This window comes from Brevibacillus sp. HD3.3A, from assembly GCF_013284375.2.
GTDB classification, from domain to species: Bacteria; Bacillota; Bacilli; order Brevibacillales; family Brevibacillaceae; genus Brevibacillus; species Brevibacillus parabrevis.
The window spans coordinates 1732208-1754786 of sequence record NZ_CP085874.1; the positions used below are offsets into that span (position 1 = coordinate 1732208).

General features: G+C 52.6%; 19 protein-coding genes and 1 riboswitch. Of the genes, 17 read left to right on the forward strand and 2 right to left on the reverse strand.

Going from position 1 to position 22579, the window contains the following annotated elements:
• Nucleotides 1-429 precede the first annotated feature (429 nt).
• The 13 genes from HP435_RS08460 to HP435_RS08520 all read left to right on the forward strand — a co-directional run bounded on the left by HP435_RS08460 (nt 430) and on the right by HP435_RS08520 (nt 14071).
• Complete coding sequence (locus HP435_RS08460; protein ID WP_173596231.1) at nt 430-1377, forward strand: 50S ribosomal protein L11 methyltransferase; 948 nt, start codon at nt 430-432, stop codon at nt 1375-1377.
• A gap of 40 nt (nt 1378-1417) precedes the next feature.
• Complete coding sequence (locus HP435_RS08465; RefSeq protein WP_173598340.1) at nt 1418-2593, forward strand: thiolase family protein; 1176 nt, start codon at nt 1418-1420, stop codon at nt 2591-2593.
• Nucleotides 2594-2734: 141 nt separating this feature from the next.
• Complete coding sequence (locus tag HP435_RS08470; protein WP_122963177.1) at nt 2735-3730, forward strand: LCP family protein; 996 nt, start codon at nt 2735-2737, stop codon at nt 3728-3730.
• A gap of 191 nt (nt 3731-3921) precedes the next feature.
• A complete protein-coding gene (locus tag HP435_RS08475) occupies nt 3922-5622 on the forward strand; it encodes an AMP-binding protein (protein ID WP_173598339.1) in 1701 nt (566 codons plus the stop codon).
• A gap of 204 nt (nt 5623-5826) precedes the next feature.
• Nucleotides 5827-6417, forward strand: coding sequence for a fatty acid metabolism transcriptional regulator FadR (locus tag HP435_RS08480; protein WP_122963179.1), 591 nt, complete (start codon nt 5827-5829; stop codon nt 6415-6417).
• A gap of 119 nt (nt 6418-6536) precedes the next feature.
• Nucleotides 6537-7310 (forward strand): enoyl-CoA hydratase, encoded by a 774-nt coding sequence (locus HP435_RS08485; protein ID WP_173598338.1) that lies wholly within the window; start codon nt 6537-6539, stop codon nt 7308-7310.
• A gap of 56 nt (nt 7311-7366) precedes the next feature.
• Nucleotides 7367-8134 carry an electron transfer flavoprotein subunit beta/FixA family protein gene (locus tag HP435_RS08490; RefSeq protein ID WP_173598337.1) on the forward strand — a complete coding sequence of 256 codons (768 nt, stop codon included), beginning with the start codon at nt 7367-7369 and terminating at the stop codon, nt 8132-8134.
• 20 nt (nt 8135-8154) lie between these two features.
• Nucleotides 8155-9114 carry an electron transfer flavoprotein subunit alpha/FixB family protein gene (locus tag HP435_RS08495; protein ID WP_063227200.1) on the forward strand — a complete coding sequence of 320 codons (960 nt, stop codon included), beginning with the start codon at nt 8155-8157 and terminating at the stop codon, nt 9112-9114.
• A 121-nt stretch (nt 9115-9235) separates the two neighbouring features.
• Entirely contained in the window at nt 9236-9523 is a 288-nt protein-coding gene (locus HP435_RS08500; RefSeq protein ID WP_122963181.1) for a hypothetical protein, read from the forward strand.
• A 161-nt stretch (nt 9524-9684) separates the two neighbouring features.
• On the forward strand, nt 9685-10002 hold the full coding sequence (gene trxA / locus HP435_RS08505; RefSeq protein WP_063227198.1) for a thioredoxin: 318 nt from the start codon (nt 9685-9687) through the stop codon (nt 10000-10002).
• A 260-nt stretch (nt 10003-10262) separates the two neighbouring features.
• Nucleotides 10263-10514, forward strand: a complete 252-nt coding sequence (locus tag HP435_RS08510; RefSeq protein WP_122963182.1) for a DUF2164 domain-containing protein — start codon at nt 10263-10265, stop codon at nt 10512-10514.
• 29 nt (nt 10515-10543) lie between these two features.
• Nucleotides 10544-12325 (forward strand): excinuclease ABC subunit UvrC, encoded by a 1782-nt coding sequence (uvrC, locus tag HP435_RS08515; protein WP_122963183.1) that lies wholly within the window; start codon nt 10544-10546, stop codon nt 12323-12325.
• Nucleotides 12326-12411: 86 nt separating this feature from the next.
• A riboswitch (Lysine riboswitch) is annotated at nt 12412-12598 on the forward strand.
• Nucleotides 12599-12829: 231 nt separating this feature from the next.
• Nucleotides 12830-14071 carry an aspartate kinase gene (locus tag HP435_RS08520; RefSeq protein ID WP_173598336.1) on the forward strand — a complete coding sequence of 414 codons (1242 nt, stop codon included), beginning with the start codon at nt 12830-12832 and terminating at the stop codon, nt 14069-14071.
• 104 nt (nt 14072-14175) lie between these two features.
• Here HP435_RS08520 and HP435_RS08525 read toward each other — a convergent pair whose 3' ends face one another.
• Entirely contained in the window at nt 14176-14628 is a 453-nt protein-coding gene (locus HP435_RS08525) for a DUF2507 domain-containing protein (RefSeq protein WP_173598335.1), read from the reverse strand.
• A 325-nt stretch (nt 14629-14953) separates the two neighbouring features.
• On the opposite strand from HP435_RS08525, the gene HP435_RS08530 reads away from it, so the two are divergent.
• The 3 genes from HP435_RS08530 to sdhB are packed head-to-tail and all read left to right on the forward strand — an operon-like array spanning nt 14954 to nt 18109.
• Nucleotides 14954-15565 (forward strand): succinate dehydrogenase cytochrome b558 subunit, encoded by a 612-nt coding sequence (locus HP435_RS08530; protein ID WP_063227193.1) that lies wholly within the window; start codon nt 14954-14956, stop codon nt 15563-15565.
• Between the two features lie 18 nt (nt 15566-15583).
• Nucleotides 15584-17341: a succinate dehydrogenase flavoprotein subunit gene (gene sdhA / locus HP435_RS08535; protein ID WP_122963186.1), complete on the forward strand. Its 1758-nt coding sequence runs from the start codon at nt 15584-15586 to the stop codon at nt 17339-17341.
• 18 nt (nt 17342-17359) lie between these two features.
• Nucleotides 17360-18109, forward strand: coding sequence for a succinate dehydrogenase iron-sulfur subunit (gene sdhB / locus HP435_RS08540; RefSeq protein ID WP_063227191.1), 750 nt, complete (start codon nt 17360-17362; stop codon nt 18107-18109).
• Nucleotides 18110-18139: 30 nt separating this feature from the next.
• Here the strand turns inward: sdhB and HP435_RS08545 are convergent, their stop codons facing one another.
• A complete protein-coding gene (locus HP435_RS08545; RefSeq protein WP_063227190.1) occupies nt 18140-18601 on the reverse strand; it encodes a MarR family winged helix-turn-helix transcriptional regulator in 462 nt (153 codons plus the stop codon).
• 192 nt (nt 18602-18793) lie between these two features.
• Here HP435_RS08545 and HP435_RS08550 point away from each other — a divergent pair, with 192 nt between their 5' ends.
• The gene (locus HP435_RS08550) at nt 18794-22558 is read left to right on the forward strand and encodes a S8 family serine peptidase (RefSeq protein WP_173598334.1); all 3765 of its coding nucleotides are present in this window, start codon (nt 18794-18796) and stop codon (nt 22556-22558) included.
• Nucleotides 22559-22579: the final 21 nt, after the last annotated feature.

Here is a 22579-nt window from a genome sequence, read left to right on the forward strand (position 1 = left end):
GGAAAAATACATCCTCAAGTATAATCGAGTAAACAAGGGGAAGTAAAGCGACCCCGGAACAAAACTTGGTGCCAAAGCTTTTCGCGATAGACCTTGGGCTAGCAGGTTTTCATAGGGTATAATGAAAACACTTCACGAATCAGGAACGCTCGCCCTATGAGAACATGTAGAGGAAACCCATGGCGAACATGCCGATTCCGAGTACGATCAAGGCAATCATCACGCCGAGCATTCCTTTGTTTTTTCGACGTCGGTAAAAAAATTCGTCAAACATGGCAAGCCTCCCTGAAGCAAAATAGTCCATTCTATTATCATACCATGTTCCCTGGCTAACTTGCCAACAGCAGATGAAAAGGCTGACGGCAAACCCGGGAACGAACAAGCCAAATGGCCATGCAGCGCAACAACCTGGAAGGAGAAAGATTCATCATGGAGAGCATGTGGTTAAAATACACCTTGTTGGTAGAGCAAGCGACAGAGGATTTGTTTGTGGCGGAAGTGTTGGGCAGCCCGTACACGCTCGGCTGGGTCGAGCCGCAAATCGAGATTTTGACGACAGAAAACGGTTATGATTACGCGGAAAATACCGAAGGTCCTGTCGTTGCCTATTTGTTTGAGCCCATGCAAGATTCCGAAGAAGAACATGTTTCCCGGCTCAGAGCGTACATCTCGCGCTGGGACGGTCAGGTGAGCCTCAAGGAAATCGAGCAGGTCGCGGAAGAAAACGAATCGTGGAAAGAGGAGTTTCGCGAGGTACAAATCGGTGAATGGTGGGTGGCTCCTACGTGGACAGACCCGCAATTGCTGGAGGACGCCAAGCATGTCCTCTGGATCGATCCGGGTGCGGCGTTTGGCACAGGCTACCACGGAACGACGCAAGATATTCTTTTGCTTTTGCAAGAGATGGATGTGACGGGCAAAACCGTTTTTGATATCGGAGCAGGCTCGGGCATTTTGTCGCTGTTCAGTGCCTTGAACGGAGCGAAGTATCCGGTCTGGGCGATTGATATCAACCCGCAAAGCGAGTATCAGGTAAAAGTCAATACAGCGAACAATCATCTGCCGGAAGAAGCCGTTCAGGTGGTCATCGGAGACGCAAGCGAACAAGAAGTCGCAGCCAGGCTCCCCGCGCAAGCCGATCTGATTCTCGTCAATATCGGTGGAGATGAAAATGTCTCGATCCTCCCGCTGATTCGCGAACGGATCGCTGCGGATGGTCAAGTCATTCTCTCCGGAATCGTTGACTGGAATCGCGAAGCCGTCCTGTCCGCTTTTGAAGCGGCCGGTTTTCAAGCCGAAGCAGAACGGCATTCGGAGGAGTGGGTGACGATTTTGTTGAAAAATACGGCTGTGAACCATTCTGTAACTACTGTGTGAGAACATACAAACAATACCGATCAGTGGAGGGGAAAACAAAATGGAGCATGTCGTGATTGCTGCCGCCGGACGTACGCCAATTGGCACGTTTGGGGGTGTACTGAAAGATGTAAGCGCTCGCAAGCTGGCTGAACTGTCGATCCGTGCCGTTATGGCCAGAGCAGGACTCGAAGCATCGCAGATCGACGAAGTCATTTTGGGCAATTGCATTCAGCGCACAGATGAACCGAACATCGCCAGAGTGGCGGCGATTGACGCCGGACTGGGCAAGGAAGTGACAGGCTTTACCGTACAGCGGCAATGCGCGTCAGGCATGCAGGCGATCGCCTGCGGCGCCTCGCAAATTTTGCTGGGCGAAAATGAAGTGGTGATTGCAGGCGGTACCGAGAGCATGAGCAACGCTCCATATGTCCTGAAAAATGCGAGATGGGGCCGCAGACTTATGCACGGCGAGATGACGGATGCCATGTGGGAGCTGTTGACAGACCCGCACCACCAGATTTTGATGGGAGAGACGGCCGAACGTCTGGCTGACCTGTACAAGATCAGTCGCGAGGAGCAGGACGAAATCGCCATGCGCAGCCAGCACAATGCGATTCACGCGATCGACAACGGGCTGTTTGCCGAGGAGATCATCGGTGTGCCGATTGCCAAGCGCACGGGCGAGATCATCGTCACCGAAGACGAATTTCCGAGAAGAGGCGTCACGATGGAAAGCCTGGGCAAACTGAAGCCGGGCTTCCGCGAAGCTGGCACGGTGACCGCGGGCAACGCTTCCGGGCTGAACGACGGAGCTTCTGCCGTCGTGCTCATGAGCGAAACGAAGGCGAAGCAGTTGGGAATCGAACCGCTGGGCAGAATCGTCTCGTGGGCGACAGCGGGCGTGGAGCCTGATCTGATGGGGTACGGCCCTGTTCCCGCTGTGAAAAAGGCTTTGGCAAAAGCCAATCTGACCATGGCCGATATGGAGCTGATCGAGGTGAACGAAGCATTCGCGGCTCAATACCTCGCTGTCGAAAAGCTTCTGGAGCTGCCGCGCGAGATCACGAATGTAAACGGCAGCGGAATTTCGCTCGGTCATCCGGTCGGTTCAACCGGTTGTCGGATTGTTGTGACTTTGCTGCACGAAATGAAGCGCCGCCAGCTCAAGCGCGGACTCGCTACACTGTGCGTCGGTGGCGGCATGGGCATGGCGATGATCCTCGAAAGAGTGTAGAACTGGCAAACTGCTTTTCGCGCGCAGCAAACTGTGAGCATGTTTAAATCAAGCCTCCCCGGTTAAAAATGGAAAGCAAGCCCCACTTGTGTCTGCACGCAAGAAGGTGGCGGCTGTGCTTGCAAAGGGGGAGGCTTTTTCATGGCATTTTTTTCATTTTTGAAGCAATACAAAAAACAGATCGCTTTGCATTTCTTTTCCTTTCTGTTGGCCGGGGCATTGTTCGCCATCGGTTACAGCGCCTATCAATACAAACAGATGACCGAAAAATGGTACGCGCCACTCGGCGGACAGACGACGGGCGGTGCGAAGCAAGCAACTGCCTCGCTGCCTCCGCCCCGCGATCTGCTGACCGGAACCGAGCCGTTGAAGCCGTTCGTGGTCATGCTGCTCGGCGTGGACAGTCGCGACGGCGAGAGCGCCCGTTCTGACACGATGATGCTCGCTGCTGTCCATCCGGCGAAGCAATCCGTCTACCTCATTTCCATCCCGAGGGACAGCTACATGGAACTGCCGGGAAAAGGCCATGACAAAGTCAATCACGCCATGGCTTTCGGCGGCCCCAAGCTGGTCAAGGAGTCGCTGGAAAACTTTTTGGACATCAAGATCGATCGCTATGTATCCGTAGACTTTGAAGGCTTCCGCAAAATTGTCGACGAGCTTGGCGGCGTCTCCGTTCAAGTCCAAAAGCGGATGAAATACAGCGACCCTACGGACGACACTTACATCGACCTGATGCCGGGCTTGCAGGTGCTTTCCGGCGAACAGGCGCTGGACTACGCCCGCTATCGCAAGAGCGACCTGGGAAAAGAGGACAGCGACTACCAGAGGATTAACCGCCAGCAGGAGATTTTGGCTGCTCTGGCGCAAAAGGGAGCATCGGCACAGATGTACTCCAAGGCGTTTACTTTGATGGAAATTTTGGGACAGCACGTGAAAACCGATTTTACTGACCAGGAGATCGCTTCCCTGTTGCTTAGCTACAGCGATGGGACCCCGAACAAAATCAAGACAGATACGCTGGTCGGGCAGGACGAACGAATCTGGCACAACGGAATCGTCGGCTGGTACCATCTCGTTCCGACTGCGGAGCGGGAGCGCGTCCGCAAGCAAATGCAGGCCGCCTTGCAGCCATGACCCGTGACATACGCAGCGAAAACAAACGCAGGAAGACGCACTCCGCATGAGCAGGGGCGCGTCTTTTTTGCGAGGAGACGTTTTTAATTGGAAAATTGATTATTTTTCGAATACAATAGCGATAAGGAAGAGATTATGAATGTCGATCATAGGGGAGGGGCAAGGCCATTTAAGGGATGGAGGGAATGACCATGTCAAATGCCAAGCCTTGGATTGCCAATTACCCGTCCGAAACTGCACCGTCACTGGACTACCCCCGTATTCCGTTGACGCAATTTCTCGTGCAGTCGGCTGCGTCGTACCCAGACAACAATGCGATCTACTTCATGGGAAAAACCATATCGTACCGGGAGCTTTTGGAGCTGTCCTACCGTTTCGCCAACGCGTTGGTAGAGCGCGGCGTGCAAAAAGGCGAACGCGTGGCGATCATGCTGCCCAACACCCCCCAGGCTGTAATCAGTTACTATGGCGTGCTGTTCGCAGGAGCAACCGTGGTGATGACGAATCCGCTCTACACCGAGCGGGAGCTGATTCATCAACTGGAAGATTCCGGCGCACAGACCATCATCACGTTGGATTTGCTGTACAAACGCGTCGCGCAGGTTCGCTCATCGACTCCACTCAAGTGCATTTTCGTTACAAGTATTGGCGATTTCCTTCCCTTGCTGAAAAAATGGCTGTATCCACTGGTTCAAAAGAAACAAGGGCACAATCCGCAGGTTACATACGGTGCCGATGTGGAACCGTTTCTTTCCGTCATAAAAGAAAGCGCTGTCAAACCTGTCCAGGTGCCCGTCGATCCGGACAAGGACATTGCCTTGCTCCAGTACACGGGAGGCACTACCGGAGTGGCAAAAGGCGTGATGCTGACTCATGCCAACCTCATCGCCAACGCGATCCAGTGCCAGGCTGTCCTTTACAAGCTGAAAAAAGGCGGCGAGCGAATTTTGGGCGTGCTCCCGCTGTTTCACGTCTACGGCATGACGACCGTGATGAACAAAGGAATCTGTATTGCCGCCGAAATCATTCTCGTGCCCAAATTCGAGGTCAAACAAATTTTCGAGATGATCGACAAGCGCAAGCCGACTTTGTTCCCCGGGGCACCGACGATGTACATTGCGCTGATCAATCACCCTGACTTGAAAAACCACGACCTGTCTTCGATCGACGCGTGCGTCAGCGGCTCGGCGCCGTTGCCGATCGAGGTCAAACTCAAGTTTGAGGAGCTGACAGGAGGCAAGCTGGTGGAAGGCTACGGCCTGACCGAAGCTTCGCCGGTGACGCATTCCAATCCGATCTGGGAAAAGAGCATCACAGGCAGCATCGGCATGCCTTGGCCGGATACCGACTGCCGCATCATCGACACGGCTACGGGAGAAGAGCTGCCACAGGGCGAGATCGGGGAGCTGGCGGTAAAAGGGCCGCAGGTCATGCTCGGCTACTGGAACCGGCCGGAAGATACTGCCGCCGTCCTGAAAGATGGCTGGCTCTTGACAGGCGACGTCGGGTACATGGACGAGAACGGCTATTTTTACATCGTCGACCGCAAAAAAGACATGATCATCGCGGGCGGCTTCAACATTTATCCGCGTGAAGTGGAAGAAGTGCTGTTCGAGCATCCGGCGATTCAGGAAGCGGCGGTGATCGGCGTGCCCGACCCGTATCGCGGCGAGACAGTCAAAGCGTTTATCGTCTTCAAGGACGGAAAGCAGGCGAGCGAGGAAGAATTGGAAGCGCATTGCCGCCAGAAGCTTGCCGCCTACAAAATTCCGCGCAAGTACGAAGTTCGCACAGAGCTGCCGAAAACGATGGTCGGAAAAGTGTTGCGCAGGCAGCTGCAAGAAGAAGACAAAGCGCGTCGGGAAACACAAGAAGAGATCAAAACAAGCTGACGAAAGACAGGGTCAAGCGGTGCGCATCCTGAGAGGGAAGCGGCCGTTTTTGTGGGGCGAAAAGGGACAAGCATTCGTTGTTCGTCGACGCGCGGCACTTGCGATTGACACCGTCAGGTTCGTGTATTAAACTATTTTTATGAATGAATAATCATTCATTTCAGGATTTTTTTATCATCACTGCGAGTAAAGATGGAGGTTATTATGGCAAAGAAAACGGGGGAAAAGTATCAAGCCATTATTGATGCTGCTGTACGGGTAATCGCCAAACAAGGCTATTACAGCGCCCAGGTATCGAAGATTGCAAAAGAGGCGAAGGTAGCAGACGGCACCATATACCTCTATTTTGAAAACAAGGATGATATCCTGATTTCCTTGTTCAACGAAAAAATGGGACAGTTTGTGGACGAAAACCGCAAGCGAATCTCGGAAGCGACGACGATTGAACAAAAATTGTACGTCCTCGTGCATGCGCATCTGAGCCAACTGGCGAAAGACCAGGAGCTGGCAAAGGTGACGCAAATTGAACTGCGCCAAGCCAATCCGTTCATCAACGAAGGCATCGGCAAAGTGATGAAGCAATATTTCAATCTGATTGAGGAAGTCATCCAGGAAGGGATGGAGCAAGGAGTATTCCGCCCCGATCTGGAGGTCAGAATGACACGCAAAATGATTTTCGGCACGCTGGATGAAGTGACGACTTCCTGGGTCATGAAGCAGTGCAAGTACGACCTTGTCTCTCATGTTGATTCCATTCATAACCTCTTCCTGTTTGGTATGAAGGGAAAAGAATGAAAGAAAAGCTTTTTTTGTGTGAGAACGTTTGTTACAATGGAAACAGCAAGACTGAGCGTTCGTTCAGAAAACATAAATAGCCTGTTTGTTCATATGGATAGATGTTTGGGGGGAGAGGAATGGATTCGCATTGGAATGTGGAAATCGCTGATCGGGTCGCTACCGTCACGATCAGCAACCCGCCAGCTAACGCATTGGGCAAAGCGGTGCTCGATGAATTGAGTGAACTTTTGGACCAGTTGGAAAACAACGCAGACGTCAAAGCGATTGTTTTGACTGGCGAAGGACGCTTTTTCATTGCGGGAGCGGATATCAAAGAGTTTACCCAATTGGCCCCTGCCGAGGCGGAAGCGATGGCCAGAAGTGGTCAAGCGTTGTTCGATCGACTGGAGACATTCCCTAAGCCCATTATCGCCGCCATCAACGGCGCTTGCCTGGGTGGCGGACTGGAACTTGCGATGGCTTGCCATATACGCTTTGCCGCCGTGGAAGCAAAGCTCGGTCTGCCGGAGCTGAACCTGGGGCTGATCCCCGGCTACGGAGGAACGCAGCGTTTGCCGCGACTGGTCGGCAGAGGAAAAGCGACCCAGCTGATTCTCACCTCCGAGATGATTGGCGGCGAGGAAGCTTTGCGCATCGGGCTTGTGGAAGCGGTTTATCCGGCCGAGATTTTGCTGGATGAAGTGAAAAAGCTGACTCAGGCGATCGTGCAAAAAAGCGCTGTTACGCTCAAGCTCGCCCTGCAATCGGTTCACAACACGGTGCAAACAGGTTTGGCGGAAGGTTTGGAACAGGAAGCGAAAAAATTCGGGGAAGCTTTTGCTTCAGAAGATATGAAAGAAGGCGTTGCAGCCTTTTTGGAAAAGCGCAAACCGCAGTTTGCAGACAAGTAATCACATGCAGCAGCGGCATCACCAGTACGAGGAACGATTAAGGAGGAGGCATCCTGATGAAAATCGTGGTTGTGTTGAAGCAGACGTTTGACACAGAAGAAAAAATCGTGATCCAAAACGGGCAAATTTCCGAGGATGGCGTGGAAGTCATCATCAATCCTTACGACGAGTATGCGGTAGAGGAAGCAATCAAGCTCAAAGAGGAACATGGCGGCGAAGTAACGGTGATCAGCGTAGGTCCTGACCGTGTGGAAAGCTCTCTGCGCACCGCTTTGGCGATGGGCGCGGACAAAGCTGTCCTGGTGGATGACGAGTCTTTGTTTGGCGACGAATATACAACCGCCAAGGTGCTTGCTGCGGTTGCGAACAAAATCGGCTATGACATCATCATCGGCGGGCAAATGGCGGTTGACTCCGGCGCAGGCCAAGGCGGACCTCGCCTCGCGGAAGAGCTGGGAATCAACCACGTCTCCACTGCTGTGAAGCTGGAAGTGGACGGCACCACCGTTCGTGTTGAGCGCGATGTGGAAGGCGATCTCGAAGTGGTGGAAACCAGCGTGCCTGTGTTGATTACTGCTCAGCAAGGGCTGAACGAGCCGCGCTATCCTTCTCTCCCGGGGATCATGAAAGCGAAGAAAAAGCCGTTGGATCGACTCGGTGCAGACGATTTGGGACTGACAGCCGAAGCGGTGCAGGCCAAGACGCAAATTGTCGACCAGACGCTGCCTCCGAAAAAGCAGGCTGGCCGTATTCTCTCTGGCGATTTGGCGGCCCAAACGTCGGAATTGGTGCAACTGTTGCGCAATGAAGCGAAAGTGATCTAAGCGAGAGGGAGAGGATATCCATGAAAAAAGTTCTTGTACTTACAGAAGTACGTGACGGACAACTTCGCAATGTGTCGCTGGAAGCATTGGCCGCAGCGCAAGTATTGGCCGAAGGTGGCGAAATCGTTGCAGGCGTATTCGGGGCAGATGCTGCTTCCCATGCGCAAGTATTGGCGCAGCATGGAGCGAGCACAGTTTATACAGCGGATCACCAGGCACTGGTTCAGTACACACCTGACGCTTATGCGCAGGCACTTGTCCAGCTGATCGAGCTTGCCTCTCCTGATGCGATCGTGCTGGGCCACACGGCAATCGGCCGCGATGTTGCTCCTCGCGTAGCGGCGAAGCTCGGCTACGGCCTCGTATCCGACGTAACGAGCCTGGAAGCAGGACCTGTGTTCGTTCGTCCGATTTACGCCGGAAAAGCGTTCCAACAACGCAAATTTGTGGACGGCAAAATTTTCATCACGATCCGTCCAAACAATATCGCAATCGGTACGCCGGACGCGTCCAAAACGGCTGTTGTCGTTCCGGTTGATCTGGAAATCAAAGACTTGCGCACGATCGTGAAAGAAGTCGTACGAAAAACGAGCGGAAAAGTGGACTTGTCCGAAGCGAAAGTCGTCATCTCCGGCGGGCGCGGCGTGAAGAGCGCGGAAGGCTTCCAGCCGCTGTACGATTTGGCTGAGGTGCTGGGAGCGGCTGTAGGGGCATCCCGCGGCGCTTGCGACGCCGACTACTGCGACTACTCCATGCAGATCGGGCAAACCGGAAAAGTCGTCACACCTGACCTGTATATCGCGTGCGGAATTTCCGGGGCGATCCAGCACTTGGCCGGGATGTCCAGCTCCAAAGTGATCGTTGCGATCAACAAAGACCCGGAAGCACCTATTTTCCAGGTGGCCGATTACGGCATCGTGGGCGACCTGTTCGAAGTGCTCCCGCTGCTGACTGCCGAGTTCAAAAAAGTGTTGGTGTAAGGCGAAAGAAACAATTGTCACACATGGAAGCGTCCCACTCCCGGGGCGCTTTTTTTGTTCCAAACCCTTACCTTATTCTGTTCTCGGTTGTTATAATAAATGAATAGGAGAGGTGAGCGTCATGAGTGAAGAGCTGTTGCAACAACTGGTTCACATGGTGGCGGAGAACAATCGGCTCATCAAAGACGTGCAGCAGGAGCTGCGGGAGTTCAAGGCTGAGATGTATGAGTTCAAAACGGAGATGTACGCATTTCGCGACGAAATGTACGAGTTCCGCGATGATGCTACCCAGCGCCTGGAGCGTTTGGAGCGGCAAGACAAGCTGATCGAAGCTGACATCGGTTTGATGCACAAAAAGGTGAGCGACCATGAACGGGAGATCAACCGCATCAAGCAAGTCGGTCAATAAATCGAATGGTCAACAATAAGGGAGCGGCACTCTGGATAGACTATAGCGTGAAGTGCGCACAAAGTGCGGGGCGCCGTAGTCATTTTTGTTTTTGGATGATATACTGTAGGAGCGTCTGAACCCTTGTTTTAGTAATTGACTTTTCGAGGAGGTAACTTTCCATGGCAATCGTAAATGCAACTGACCAAAACTTTTCCCAGGAAGTAGAGCAAGGCGGTACTGTCCTGGTTGACTTCTGGGCTCCTTGGTGCGGCCCTTGCAAAATGATCGCTCCTGTCCTGGAGCAAATCGACGGAGAAGTGGGCTCCAAGCTCAAAATCGTCAAAGTAAACGTTGACGACAACCCGGATTCCGCAGGCCGTTTTGGCGTTATGTCCATCCCGACCTTGATCGTCTTCAAAGATGGTCAGCCTGTAGACAAAGTGATCGGCTTCCAACCAAAAGAAGCCCTCATGGCAACCGTAGGCAAACACCTGTAAGCATAAACGACCAGACAGCATGAGAAGCGGCGCTCCAATGCCGCTTTTCTCATGTCTGCAGGGATGCTGTCTTTTTGCTTCCTTATAATAGAAAGCGTTTTCACGAACGATCAAACTGTCGCTGGCAATGAGAAGCGGCAGTTTTTTTGCTTGGGCTGCGATTATGCCGGAGCTACGTTTTCTAATCCGCCGAATCATGATACTATGAGCATAGAACGTACATTCTTATTGCAGGAATGATAAGGGAAGGAAGTCATTTGATGCCAAGCAAATTGACGAAAGAGCAAAGCGACTATCTCGTGTCGAAAATACAGCGGTTTTTCGCTGAACAACGCTCGGAAAACCTGGGCAATCTGGAAACGGAAGAGATGATCGAGTTCTTTTCCAAAGAACTGGGGCCGTTTTTTTACAATCAGGGAGTACAGGATAGCCGCAAGCTTTTGCTGGAACGGATGAGCGCACTGGAAGACGAGCTGTACGTCCTGGAGCAGCCCGTCATGAAAAAGCGATAGCAGATGAAAGAACGAGGGAGGGAGCAGCCATGAACCGTTCGTTGAAAGATAAGCTGGCTGTGCTGCCAGAAAAACCCGGCTGCTACCTGATGAAAAATGCAAGCGGGGAAATTATTTACGTCGGAAAGGCTAAAGTGCTGAAAAACCGCGTACGCTCCTACTTTACGGGTAGCCATAACGGGAAGACGCAGCTTTTGGTCAGCGAGATCGTCGATTTTGAGTACATTGTGGTAGCCTCGGCGATTGAGGCGCTGCTGTTGGAGTGCAACCTGATCAAAAAGCATGACCCCCGCTACAACGTCATGCTGCGCGATGACAAGACGTATCCGTACATCAAAATCACGAATGAAGAACAGCCTCGTCTGGAGATTACTCGCAAGGTGCTGAAGGACAAAGCCAAATATTTTGGCCCGTATCCAAACGCTGGTGATGCTTCCGAGGTGAAGAAGCTGCTGGACCGGCTCTATCCTTTGCGCAAATGCCGCAACATGCCCAAACAGGTTTGCTTGTACTACCATTTGGGCCAATGTCTTGCTCCCTGTGTGTACGAGGTTTCGGCAGAGGAAAACCAGCGACTGGTTGACGAGATTAGCCGATTCCTCGACGGCGGTCATGATCAGATGAAGCAGAGCCTGACCGAGAAAATGCTACAGGCGGCAGAAGCGATGGAGTTCGAGCGGGCCAAGGAACTGCGGGATCAGATCAAGAGCATTGAAGCGGTGATGGAAAAGCAGAAGATCACGTTTACCGACACGGTAGACCGCGACATTATCGGCTTTGCGGTAGAAAAGGGCTGGATGTGCATTCAAATTTTTTACATGCGCCAGGGCAAAATGATCGAGCGGCAGACGACCTCTTTTCCATACTATGGCGGCGAAAGCGAAGACTTCATGTCGTACGTCACCCAGTTTTACTACGACAAGCAAAACGCGCTGCCAAAAGAAATTTTGCTGCCGGAGGAAAGCGAGCCGGAGCTGCTTAGCGAATGGCTCGGGGTCAAAGTATTGACACCGAAGCGGAGCAAAAAGCGCGAGCTGGTCGAGATGGCCTGTGAAAACGCGCGCATTGCCCTCCAGGAGAAGTTCGCGCTGATGTCCAAAGATGATGCGAGGACGATTCAGGCTGTGCACAATTTGGGGCACGTGCTGGGGATTGGCGTTCCCCACCGGATCGAGGCGTTCGACAACTCCAACATTCAGGGAACAGAGCCGGTGTCTGCGATGATCGTGTTTACAGACGGTCGTCCGGACAAAAAGGAGTACCGCAAGTTCAAGATCAAGACGGTCGAAGGCCCCGACGATTACGGGTCCATGCGCGAAGTTGTCCGCAGACGCTATTCGCGGTTGCTGAAGGAAAACCAGCCATTGCCGGACTTGATCGTCATCGACGGAGGCAAAGGCCAAATCAGCGCTGCCATGGACGTCCTGGAGAACGAATTGGGGCTGTACATTCCGGTCTGCGGCTTGGCGAAGGATGAAAAGCACAAAACGGCGCAGCTGATGTACGGCGATCCGCCAGAACCCGTGAATCTGAAGCGGGACAGCTATGAGTTTTATTTGCTACAGCGCATTCAGGACGAGGTTCACCGTTTTGCGATCACGTTCCACAGACAGTCACGGACGAAAACGATGCTCTCCTCCCAACTGGATGAAATTCCGGGCATCGGCGAGAAGCGGCGCAAGCTGTTGTTTACCCATTTTGGCTCGCTGAAAAAAATGCGCGAAGCGACTGTGGAGGATTTCCGGCAGCTTGGGATCGGCGACAAGCTGGCCCGAGAGATCATCACTCATTTGCGCAAGCTGGAATCGTAACGGTTTTGCAAAAAGCGATTGAACCGCTCGGATTCCCATGATATAATGCGTTTCAAACAGAATAGTTAGCCTCACTTCCATTTATGGAGTGAGGTAGAGGCGCGAAAACCATGAGTACCACCCTGAGATCGGGTATCTGTGAAGGGAACGGGAAAGGGGGATTCGCCGAAGTGTGGAGAAAAACCCGTTTGTCTCCATGCTGGGTCTGCATTGAACAAGTGCAGGACTGTCATCTGGCTCTTGACCGGCGCCAGATGGAGAGCTATCTCACGGTGTGTCGATGTGAGCGGTGACAGGGATTTGCCTTGTCATGTGCTGCCATGGACCGCGTGTAATTGGGAGGGAGGAACCGGTATGTCGAAACAGTAGGCAGCGGCAGGTACTTATTCCTTGTCGGTGCCTTTTTTATACAGACTTTTTCCAGTAAAAATAGAGAGATTCATAAAACGGCAGCAAAAGATACATTCTACAATCATTGGATATGAGAAAAGGGAGCGAAGCCGCATGGGGTTGATCGTGCAGAAATACGGAGGCACCTCTGTAGGGACCATTGAGCGAATTTTACGAGTTGCAGATCGAATTGCCAGTTACAAAGAAGAAGGGCACGATGTGGTGGTCGTCGTATCTGCGATGGGCAAATCTACAGACGTATTGGTAGATATGGCCAAACAGATCAGCGCCTACCCGTCCGAGCGAGAGCTGGATATGTTGCTGACCACGGGGGAGCAAGTATCTATCGCCTTGCTTGCAATGGCCTTGCACACGAAAGGCTACGATGCGATTTCTTTGACAGGCTGGCAGGCTGGAATCACGACGGAAGCGATTCATGGCCGGGCGCGAATCAAACAAATTGATTCTGAGCGCATCCAGGCAGAAATAAGCCGCGGACGTGTTGTGATCGTAGCAGGTTTTCAAGGTCTCAGCGACGAAGGAGAAATTACGACGCTCGGCCGGGGTGGTTCGGATACATCGGCAGTTACGCTGGCCGCCAGCTTGAATGCAGACAAATGCGAGATTTTCACGGATGTGTCCGGTGTGTACACAGCCGATCCGCGGATGGTGCCAGCGGCAAGCAAGCTGGACACGATCTCGTACGACGAGATGCTTGAACTCGCGAATCTCGGAGCGGGAGTTCTTCACCCGCGCTCGGTGGAGGCAGCGAAGAAATACAAAGTACGGCTGGTCGTCCGCTCCAGCTTTACTGCCGAAGAAGGTACGTACGTTGAGGAGGTTGCCAACATGGAAACAGGAAGAGTAGTAAGTGGAGTCGCGCATGACGAGGATGTAGCAAAAGTCACGGTTGTCGGTATGCCTGCGAAGGTTGGGACTCTTTCCCGCCTGTTCAATACGCTGGCGGACAATCAGGTGAACGTCGACATCATTATTCAAAGCTCCTATGACGCAGCAGTGACGAATATTTCCTTCACGGTTGCTGCGGATGACTTGAAAAAGGCATTGGACACGTTGGAAAACCACAAAGCAGAGCTTGGCTTCGAAAAAGTCGATTACGAGCAAAACCTGACCAAAGTGTCCATCGTAGGCTCCGGCATGGTCAACAATCCGGGAGTGGCTGCCGAGATGTTCCGCGTTTTGGCAGAAAAAGAAATTTCTATTAAAATGGTTTCAACTTCAGACATCAAAGTTTCTTGCGTCATTCCTGCCGGGCAGACTGAGCTTGCTGTCCGCAGCCTGCACTCGGCATACGGACTCGATGTGGAAGAGACAGCAGTGGTGCACGGAATCTAGGCAGCGAATGCTCCCTCGCCTGTAGGCAGAGGGGGCATCTTTTTGACCTGACAAGACACGCCAGTCCTGACAATTATTGCGCTGCGAATGGTTGGCATGAAGGATCACTTTGGAGTATGGGCGCGTATCATGATCGTAGAACGGCTCTCGACCTCCAGCCGGGCAAAGGTGTCTTTTCCTTTCCATTGCTCAATGCTGCCAGCAATGATGCCTGCTTCGAGCGACAGGGAGCGGCTGAGGCGTTCCGGTGTTTGGTAGTTGTGGATCGTATGGGTGAGTTTGTAGACGATGGTTTCGGCAGACTCTTCCAAAAGATCAAGCTGTCCCAATCCGAGGCGAATAAAAGGCATAATCGGACCTGTGGAAGACTGGATGGGGATTTTTCGCCCGAGGTCTTTTCCCAGCCAGTACAAAATTGGACTCTCGCTGTCTCCGAGCAGGCTGTTCGTCAATGTCTCGCGTAGCAGATGGTAGCCGAGGTAGGGCATGTTCATTCTTTCCGCTACGGGAATCGTTTGCGGCGGCAACAGTGCTGCCAGCTGATCGGTTTGGTTCATGGCGCTTCCCTCCTGTTTGTAAGAGAGTATGAGAGAAGCCCGGACTCTATGACCGATTCATAGAAAAAATAGTGAAATTGAACAAAGTTATTCTATCAATGTATTTAGTCTATTGATTGTCTTGACGCTCTCTGTCGACAAGAGTACAATTGGATTTGGTCAAAGTTTTGCCCAACTTTTTTTCGTATTTTGACACATTCCGACAAAGTTAGGCGTGAGAGGTTCTAACGGCTTTTTGGCATGTCTAATAGGGTAGGCAATGGGTTAGGATATGGGAGAAAGGTCCATAAAAGAGCGCTACATACACTGAAAGGGGGACCATTGTATGGCGAAAGGCCATAGCTTTCTCAGTCACAAGCTGCACTCACTTCTTGGTTTGTTTCCGATCGGGCTCTTCCTGCTGTTTCACTTGACAGCCAACTATCAAGCGACCCACGGAGCAGAAGCGTTCAACCAGACTGTTGGTCTGATTGAAAAAGTTCCACTTCTCTTGATCGTTGAATTCGTTTTCATCTACATCCCGATCCTGTTCCACGCTATTTACGGTCTCTACATCGCATTCCAGGCAAAACAAAACGTGGGGAACTTCAGTTACTTCAGAAACCAAATGTTTCTGTGGCAACGCCTGACAGGAGTCATTACCCTCATTTTCATTGTTTGGCATGTGTGGTCGACACGTATCCCGAAAGCGATGGGTGTAACCGTAAATTTTGACATGATGGCTGACATTCTTAGCAGCCCAGCAATGATCGTATTCTACACAATTGGGATTATCAGTACGGTTTTCCACTTCTCCAACGGAATCTGGTCGTTCCTGGTTCACTGGGGAATTACAGTTGGACCACGTTCCCAACGAATTGCAACATACTTCACTATGGTCGTATTCGTAGTTGTAACCTTCATCGGATTGCGTGCGATGTCGGCTTTCATTCTGTAGGGATAGGGGGACTCAATCATGGCAAAAGGTAAACTGATCATTGTCGGTGGTGGTTTGGCCGGCTTGATGGCTACCATCAAAGCAGCAGAAAAAGGCGTTCCCGTCCAGCTGTTCTCCCTGGTTCCGGTAAAACGTTCCCACTCTGTATGTGCACAGGGCGGTATCAACGGCGCGGTAAATACCAAAGGGGAAGGCGACTCCACTTGGGAGCACTTTGACGATACAGTATACGGCGGAGACTTCTTGGCAAACCAACCGCCTGTAAAAGCAATGTGTGATGCAGCACCTGGAATTATTTACATGCTTGACCGTATGGGCGTTATGTTCAACCGTACAGCAGAAGGTCTTCTGGACTTCCGTCGTTTTGGAGGAACCAAGCACCACCGTACTGCGTTTGCAGGCGCGACTACCGGTCAACAATTGCTGTACGCTTTGGACGAGCAAGTACGCCGTTATGAAGCAGAAGGTCTTGTAACCAAGTACGAATATTGGGATTTCCTCGGAGCCGTTTTGGACGATACAGGAACCTGTCGCGGGATTACCGCGCAAAATATGCGTTCCGGTGAAATTCAATCCTTCCGTGCAGATGCTGTCATTCTGGCAACAGGCGGACCTGGTATCATCTTTGGTAAATCGACCAACTCGATCATCAACACGGGTACAGCAGCGTCTGCGGCTTACCAGCAAGGCGTTATCTACTCCAATGGTGAGATGATCCAGATTCACCCGACAGCGATTCCTGGCGACGACAAACTGCGTCTGATGTCTGAATCTGCGCGCGGTGAAGGCGGACGTGTATGGACATACAGAGACGGTAAACCTTGGTACTTCCTGGAGGATAAATATCCTGCATACGGAAACCTGGTGCCGCGCGATATCGCGACTCGCGAAATCTTCTCTGTCTGCGTAGACATGAAACTGGGTGTCAACGGCGAGAACATGGTATACCTCGACCTGTCCCACAAAGATCCAAAAGAGCTGGATGTAAAACTGGGCGGTATTATCGAGATTTACGAAAAATTCGTTGGGGATGACCCACGCAAAGTACCAATGAAGATTTTCCCTGCGGTTCACTACTCCATGGGCGGTATGTGGGTAGATTACAACCAGATGACCAACATTCCTGGTCTGTTTGCAGCGGGTGAGTGCGATTACTCCCAGCACGGCGCAAACCGTTTGGGTGCAAACTCCCTGTTGTCCGCGATCTACGGCGGTATGGTTGCCGGTCCGAAAGCTATCGAGTACATCAAAGGCTTGAACCAATCTTCGGACGACCTGTCTTCTACTCTCTTTGACAGCTACACAAGCAAAGAGCAGGCGAAATACGACGGCATCTTGAAAATGGACGGAACAGAAAATGCTTACCTGATCCACAAAGAGCTTGGCGAGTGGATGACAGACAACGTAACGGTAGTTCGCTACAACGACCGTCTGGAAAAAACAGATGCCAAGATTCAAGAGTTGATGGAGCGTTACAAAAAAATCAACATCAACGATACAAACAAATGGAGCAACTCCGGTGCTTCCTTTACCCGTCACCTGTGGAACATGCTGGTTCTCTCCCGCGCGATCACAATCGGTGCGCTCATGCGTAACGAAAGCCGCGGTGCTCACTACAAACCAGACTTCCCAGAGCGTGATGACGAGAACTTCATGAAGACAACCATGGCGAAGTACAACCCGGAAACAACTGCGCCAGAGATTTACTATGAAGACATCGATGTTTCGTTGATTGCACCACGGAAACGTGACTATACGTCTGACAAGAAGCACTAAAAGAGGAGGAAACTGATCATGGCAGAAAAATTGATTCACCTGATTATTACCCGCCAAGATAGCCCTGACAGCACTCCATACAAGGAAGAGTTCAGAATCCCGTACCGCCCTGGTATGAACGTCATTAGTGCACTGATGGAGATTCAACGCAATCCGGTCAATGCACAAGGCCAGAAAACCGCTCCGGTAAACTGGGAATCGAACTGCTTGGAAGAAGTATGTGGTGCGTGCTCGATGGTGATCAACGGTAGACCACGCCAAGCTTGCTCGGCGCTGGTAGACAAATTGGAGCAGCCGATTCGTCTGGAACCAATGAGCACATTCCCTGTACAACGTGACTTGTCGATTGACCGCAGCCGCATGTTCGATGCGCTGAAACGCGTAAAAGCGTGGGTTCCAATCGATGGTACGCACGATCTGGGACCAGGTCCACGCATGCCGGAAGTTGAGCGCCAATGGGCGTACGAGCTGTCCAAATGCATGACGTGCGGTGTTTGCCTGGAGGCTTGCCCGAACGTGAACTCGAAAGCCGAGTTCATTGGACCGTTCGCAATCTCGCAAGTTCGTCTGTTCAACCAGCATCCAACTGGTATGATGAACAAGCATGAGCGTCTGGAAGCACTGATGGAGGATGGCGGTATCGGCGATTGCGGTAACTCGCAAAACTGCGTGCAAGCTTGTCCAAAAGGCATCCCGCTCACCACTTCGATCGCTCACATGAACAAAGAAACAGTCAAACATGCTGTGAAGAAGTTCTTCTTCTCCTAAGCTGTTGTCAAAAGAAAAGGCGTGCGCCGGTTACCCGGAATGCACGCCTTTTTGTCTTGCTTCCTGGACAGCCGCAACTGCCAGTTTTTCAAACATGTACACGAACTGCTCCCATTCCTCATCCGTGAAATGAGCAAACAGTTGCTTCAACGCCTCCAGCCGATTTTGCTTGGCTTTGGTCAAAATGCTTTTTCCGTGATCCAAAAGACTGATGTACACGACGCGCCGATCTTCCTCATCGCGGTCGCGGCTTACGTACCCGTGCTTGTCCAGGCGATCAATCATGGCAGTGATTGCGCTTGGTTTGACATTCATGGAATCGGCCAATTCTCCGACGGTGCATCTTTGGCGTTGCTCCAATTGATGGAGAATATAAAACTGCGGTCCGGTCAAACCTGCCACAGGCTCGGCCAACTGTGACCCAAGTGTGCGCATAATCGTGCGGAATGCCTCTTGCAGGCGATCTATTGACTCAGGGGAGGGGGAAGACATGCTGAATTTCAGCTCCTTACAGCATAGTAGCAATATAGTAACGAGGAAGTTTCGTACAGGAAATATTTAACGTAATTAAATATAGGCCGAATCACCTGATTTGTCAACCTTACGGCAAAAGACGAGAATACCCGAGCGGTTCCCAGTGAAAACTGATACATAATGGGTGTACTTCCAACAAGGGGGCAAACGATGAAAAAACAGGTGATCAGCTTAGGGTTAGCGTTGGTTTTGCTTCCCGTAACAACCGTGAATCAGACGCAGGCAGACGTGTTCGCTTCTGGCGACTCCGCTGTTCTGCCGCGTGTGGTCATGCAGGATTTGGCGGAAATGAAGCAGCCATTACATACAAGTCATTCAGCAGAGACGGCAGGGAGCGGACAGCGGGCAAGCAGCGCCAATGAGTGGCAGCGCTCGGAGTCGGTTCCACTGGGCGAACAAGCTGTGCAAGCGCAAGTGTCCACCCTGGAGATGATCGAGGCTGGCCGTGCCTGGCAGGAAGCAGGCGTCAAAGGGGAAGGGATGCTCGTCTCCGTCATCGATACAGGAGTGAACCCGCGCCATCCTGACTTGCCAGCGCCGCACGACAAGCGGTTGGCGGTGCAAAAGTCCGGTTCGGCCCAAAAGGTGATTCCAGGCTTCAACTGGGCGGACCGCAACCAGACGACGGAAGATGTCGCCGAATCCCAACACGGCATCCACGTGGCCGGGATCATCGCCGCCAACGGGAAAATCAAAGGAGTTGCACCGGAAGCGCAAATCATGAGCCAGAAAGTCTTTTCCAACTATCAGGGGGAAGTGCCCGGCCTCAGTGAGTCCATCCTGTTTGCGATCAACGACTCGATCACGAAAAAAGCGGACGTCATCAACCTCAGTCTCGGCTCCTCTGCCGGATACGTGGATGAGTCAAACGTCGAGCAGATGGCCGTGAAAAAAGCCGTCGACAATGGCGTGATCGTCGTGGCTGCTGCGGGGAATGACTCTTATTTTGGCAGTGACAAAGTTCGGGCGCAAAACCCGGACGTGGCGATGATCGGTTCTCCCGGGCTCAGTCCGGACGCGTTTTCCGTTGCTTCTGTCAACGCGACGACACTTGCGGGCAACAGCTTTTCCGTCCAGGGTGTATCAGGGCTGGAACGAGTCGTATACTTGCCGGGGCACGTGGAGAGCGGGGCCGCGCTCAATCCGGTCGTGTCTCTCCTGAAGCCGTATCCGCTCGTCTACATGGGCAAAGGCAAAAAAGAAGACTACAACGTCTCGGTCAAGGAAAAAATCGTGCTGCTGGAGCGCGGCGACATTTCTTTTGACGAAAAGCTGCGCCTGGCGAAAGCGGCGGGTGCTGTCGGCGCGATCATTTACAACAATGAATCAGGGCCGCTGATTATAAGCGCGGAGCATTTGAAGCAAATTCCTGCCGTCGCTGTGCTCAAGCAGATGGGGGAGCAGCTGGCGCAGGCAGTGAAAAAAGGCAAAAAAGTAACGGTCACCTTCAATGGCGAATACGCGCAAAATCCGATGCCGTACCCGGATGGCGGAACGATTTCCGGCTTCTCCTCCTGGGGACCGACTCCCGATCTGCAATTCAAGCCGGAGATTGCGGCACCGGGCGGAGGCATTTTGTCGCTTGTGCGCGATTCGGAGTACGCCGTGAAAAGCGGAACCTCGATGGCGACGCCGCACGTGGCGGGCGGGATGGCGCTGCTCAAGCAAGCGTATCAAAAGCAAGGGCGCAACCTGCAAGGACGAGCTTTGGTGGAAACGTTGAAAGCAGCGGCGATGAACACGGCCGAGCCGGTGCTCGATCCGCGAGGGAGCGTGGCTGCATCTGACAAGGCCAAGGTGAAAAAGGTTCCGTACAGCCCGCGCGTGCAAGGAGCGGGCTTGATGCAAATCGCCAAGGCGATCCAGACCCCGGCGGTAGTCGTAGACGCGAAAGGAAAAGCAGGCGTCTCGCTCGGAGAGATCGGTCAGACGACGACATTTTCGCTGTTTGTCGATAACAAGTTTGGGAAAAAGCCGCTGACGTATCAGATTCAAGATGAGTACGGCGTCATGACCGATTTGCGCAAGGATGGCCTGAATATGCTTACGGAAACCGCTCTGGAAGGGGCACAGCTGCGTTTTTCCGCACAAAAGGTAACCGTGGAGCCAGGGAAGCGAGCAGAGGTCAAAGTGACGCTGGCGATTCCTCAGACAGCATCGCGCAACCAGTTTGCGGAAGGGTTCATCGCCTTTTTGCCGGAGGAGAAAGCGTTGCCTGTCTTGCGCGTGCCGTATTTCGGCTTTTTCGGGGACTGGGATGAACCGCGGATCATGGATCAGCCCGTGTGGGAGGCTGGCAGCCAGGAAAAGCGCACGGGCGTCAAAACAACCTGGTTCCACGATAAACGCAATGACAAATGGCGTTACCGCGATTATTTGGGCGTGACGGGTGCCAAAGATGACGGCACGGCACAGATTGATCCGAACCAGATTGCGTTTTCGCCAAACGGAGATGGACACTACGATATCGCCGCTCCTTCGATTACGTTTTTGCGCAACGCCCGTCAAGTGATCGTGGAGGTCATCGACCAGTCAGGCAAGCCGGTACGGACACTTGTGCGCGATGAAAAAATCAGCAAGTACGACCAGTCCAAGCTGGGAACGCCTTATTACTACACGGAACGGGAAGCGTGGAGCTGGGATGGCAAAATCTTTTCCCCGCAAAAAGGCAGCTATGTGCAAGCACCAGACGGCGCGTACCAGTTTTTGATCAAGGCAAAGATCGACGGCCGGCAAACGAATTGGCAGACGATGACACTGCCGATTCGCGTAGACACGAAACCGCCTGTCGTAACCGCGTCTGTCTCCGGCAACAAAGTGCAGTGGAGCAGCCGGGACAAAGATGTGCAAGGCTATTTACTGTACGTGAACGGCAAGAAAGTAGGAGGGCCGTACTCCCCGAAAATTACGAGTACGCTGGTCAACCAGCCGGAGAAAAAAATCAGCGTAGTGGCCTTTGACTACGCCGGAAACATCGGTGTGGCGAATGTAAACGGCAAGAGCGATACGGTGCCGCCGTTCGTAGAATTTCCGGATGACCTGTTCAGCTATTTGAAAATATCGAAGCAGCCGGATGTCGCCTTGCGCGGGAAGGTAGCAGGCGAGGAGCTGCTCGACCGAGTTCGTTTATCCATCAACAAAACACCTGTGAAGCTGGAGGCAGACGGTTCGTTCGAAACGATCCTGAGACTGCAAGAAGGATTGAACTACGTCGTCTACAGCGCTGCTGACATGTACGGCAATACAAGGCAGTTCACGCAGCGCGTCATCGTCGATACAAGCCCGCCGATGCTGCAGCTGCAAAACGACGGCTCCGAGGACATTCAGTTTGACCCGGCAACGAAAACGATGCTCGTGCCGATTCGCTTCATGTACCGCGATCAAACGTACAAGGGGCAGGCGAGCGTCAACGGACAGATCGTTTCCAACTTCGAGGAAGACCAGCTGGAAATACCTGTGCACAAAAATTTGACGCACGTTTTGCCGATGAAGCAAGGAGAGAACCGCGTCCTGATCGAAGGAAAAGACGGGGCAGGCAATCAAAGCTCGCTGCTGCTATACGCGTACGTGGATGCAAGCGCTGGAACGGTCGTGCTCACCTTGGGAGAGCAACGGCTGAACTATCGGGCGAGAACGGTAGCCGCGCCTACGATTCAATTGATGAAACAACAAGTGGAGAGCCAGGAAGGCGAGACGCTGCCGATCGAAGGCAAGGTGACAGGGGCAGGCCCCGTCCATGTGCAAGTCATGTACAAAGAGCAGCCGATTGCTGCGGATGTGAATGACCGTGGAGGGTTCCGCCTGGTGCTGAATCGGGTGGAGGAAGGGAAGCAAAAGCTGACTGTGATCGCAACCGACTCGCTGGGACGTGAAGTGCGCGCCGAAATGAACGTGATCGGCAAAAGGAAGCAGTAAGGATGGCCCGGCGTAGCGAAT

Bases quoted from the DNA above. Each gene is read 5' to 3' on its own strand.
- HP435_RS08460 (WP_173596231.1), top strand. From the start codon at position 430: ATGGAGAGCATGTGGTTAAAATACACCTTGTTGGTAGAGCAAGCGACA.
- HP435_RS08465 (WP_173598340.1), top strand. From the start codon at position 1,418: ATGGAGCATGTCGTGATTGCTGCCGCCGGACGTACGCCAATTGGCACG.
- HP435_RS08470 (WP_122963177.1), top strand. From the start codon at position 2,735: ATGGCATTTTTTTCATTTTTGAAGCAATACAAAAAACAGATCGCTTTG.
- HP435_RS08475 (WP_173598339.1), top strand. From the start codon at position 3,922: ATGTCAAATGCCAAGCCTTGGATTGCCAATTACCCGTCCGAAACTGCA.
- HP435_RS08480 (WP_122963179.1), top strand. From the start codon at position 5,827: ATGGCAAAGAAAACGGGGGAAAAGTATCAAGCCATTATTGATGCTGCT.
- HP435_RS08485 (WP_173598338.1), top strand. From the start codon at position 6,537: ATGGATTCGCATTGGAATGTGGAAATCGCTGATCGGGTCGCTACCGTC.
- HP435_RS08490 (WP_173598337.1), top strand. From the start codon at position 7,367: ATGAAAATCGTGGTTGTGTTGAAGCAGACGTTTGACACAGAAGAAAAA.
- HP435_RS08495 (WP_063227200.1), top strand. From the start codon at position 8,155: ATGAAAAAAGTTCTTGTACTTACAGAAGTACGTGACGGACAACTTCGC.
- HP435_RS08500 (WP_122963181.1), top strand. From the start codon at position 9,236: ATGAGTGAAGAGCTGTTGCAACAACTGGTTCACATGGTGGCGGAGAAC.
- trxA (WP_063227198.1), top strand. From the start codon at position 9,685: ATGGCAATCGTAAATGCAACTGACCAAAACTTTTCCCAGGAAGTAGAG.
- HP435_RS08510 (WP_122963182.1), top strand. From the start codon at position 10,263: ATGCCAAGCAAATTGACGAAAGAGCAAAGCGACTATCTCGTGTCGAAA.
- uvrC (WP_122963183.1), top strand. From the start codon at position 10,544: ATGAACCGTTCGTTGAAAGATAAGCTGGCTGTGCTGCCAGAAAAACCC.
- HP435_RS08520 (WP_173598336.1), top strand. From the start codon at position 12,830: ATGGGGTTGATCGTGCAGAAATACGGAGGCACCTCTGTAGGGACCATT.
- HP435_RS08525 (WP_173598335.1), bottom strand. From the start codon at position 14,628: ATGAACCAAACCGATCAGCTGGCAGCACTGTTGCCGCCGCAAACGATT.
- HP435_RS08530 (WP_063227193.1), top strand. From the start codon at position 14,954: ATGGCGAAAGGCCATAGCTTTCTCAGTCACAAGCTGCACTCACTTCTT.
- sdhA (WP_122963186.1), top strand. From the start codon at position 15,584: ATGGCAAAAGGTAAACTGATCATTGTCGGTGGTGGTTTGGCCGGCTTG.
- sdhB (WP_063227191.1), top strand. From the start codon at position 17,360: ATGGCAGAAAAATTGATTCACCTGATTATTACCCGCCAAGATAGCCCT.
- HP435_RS08545 (WP_063227190.1), bottom strand. From the start codon at position 18,601: ATGTCTTCCCCCTCCCCTGAGTCAATAGATCGCCTGCAAGAGGCATTC.
- HP435_RS08550 (WP_173598334.1), top strand. From the start codon at position 18,794: ATGAAAAAACAGGTGATCAGCTTAGGGTTAGCGTTGGTTTTGCTTCCC.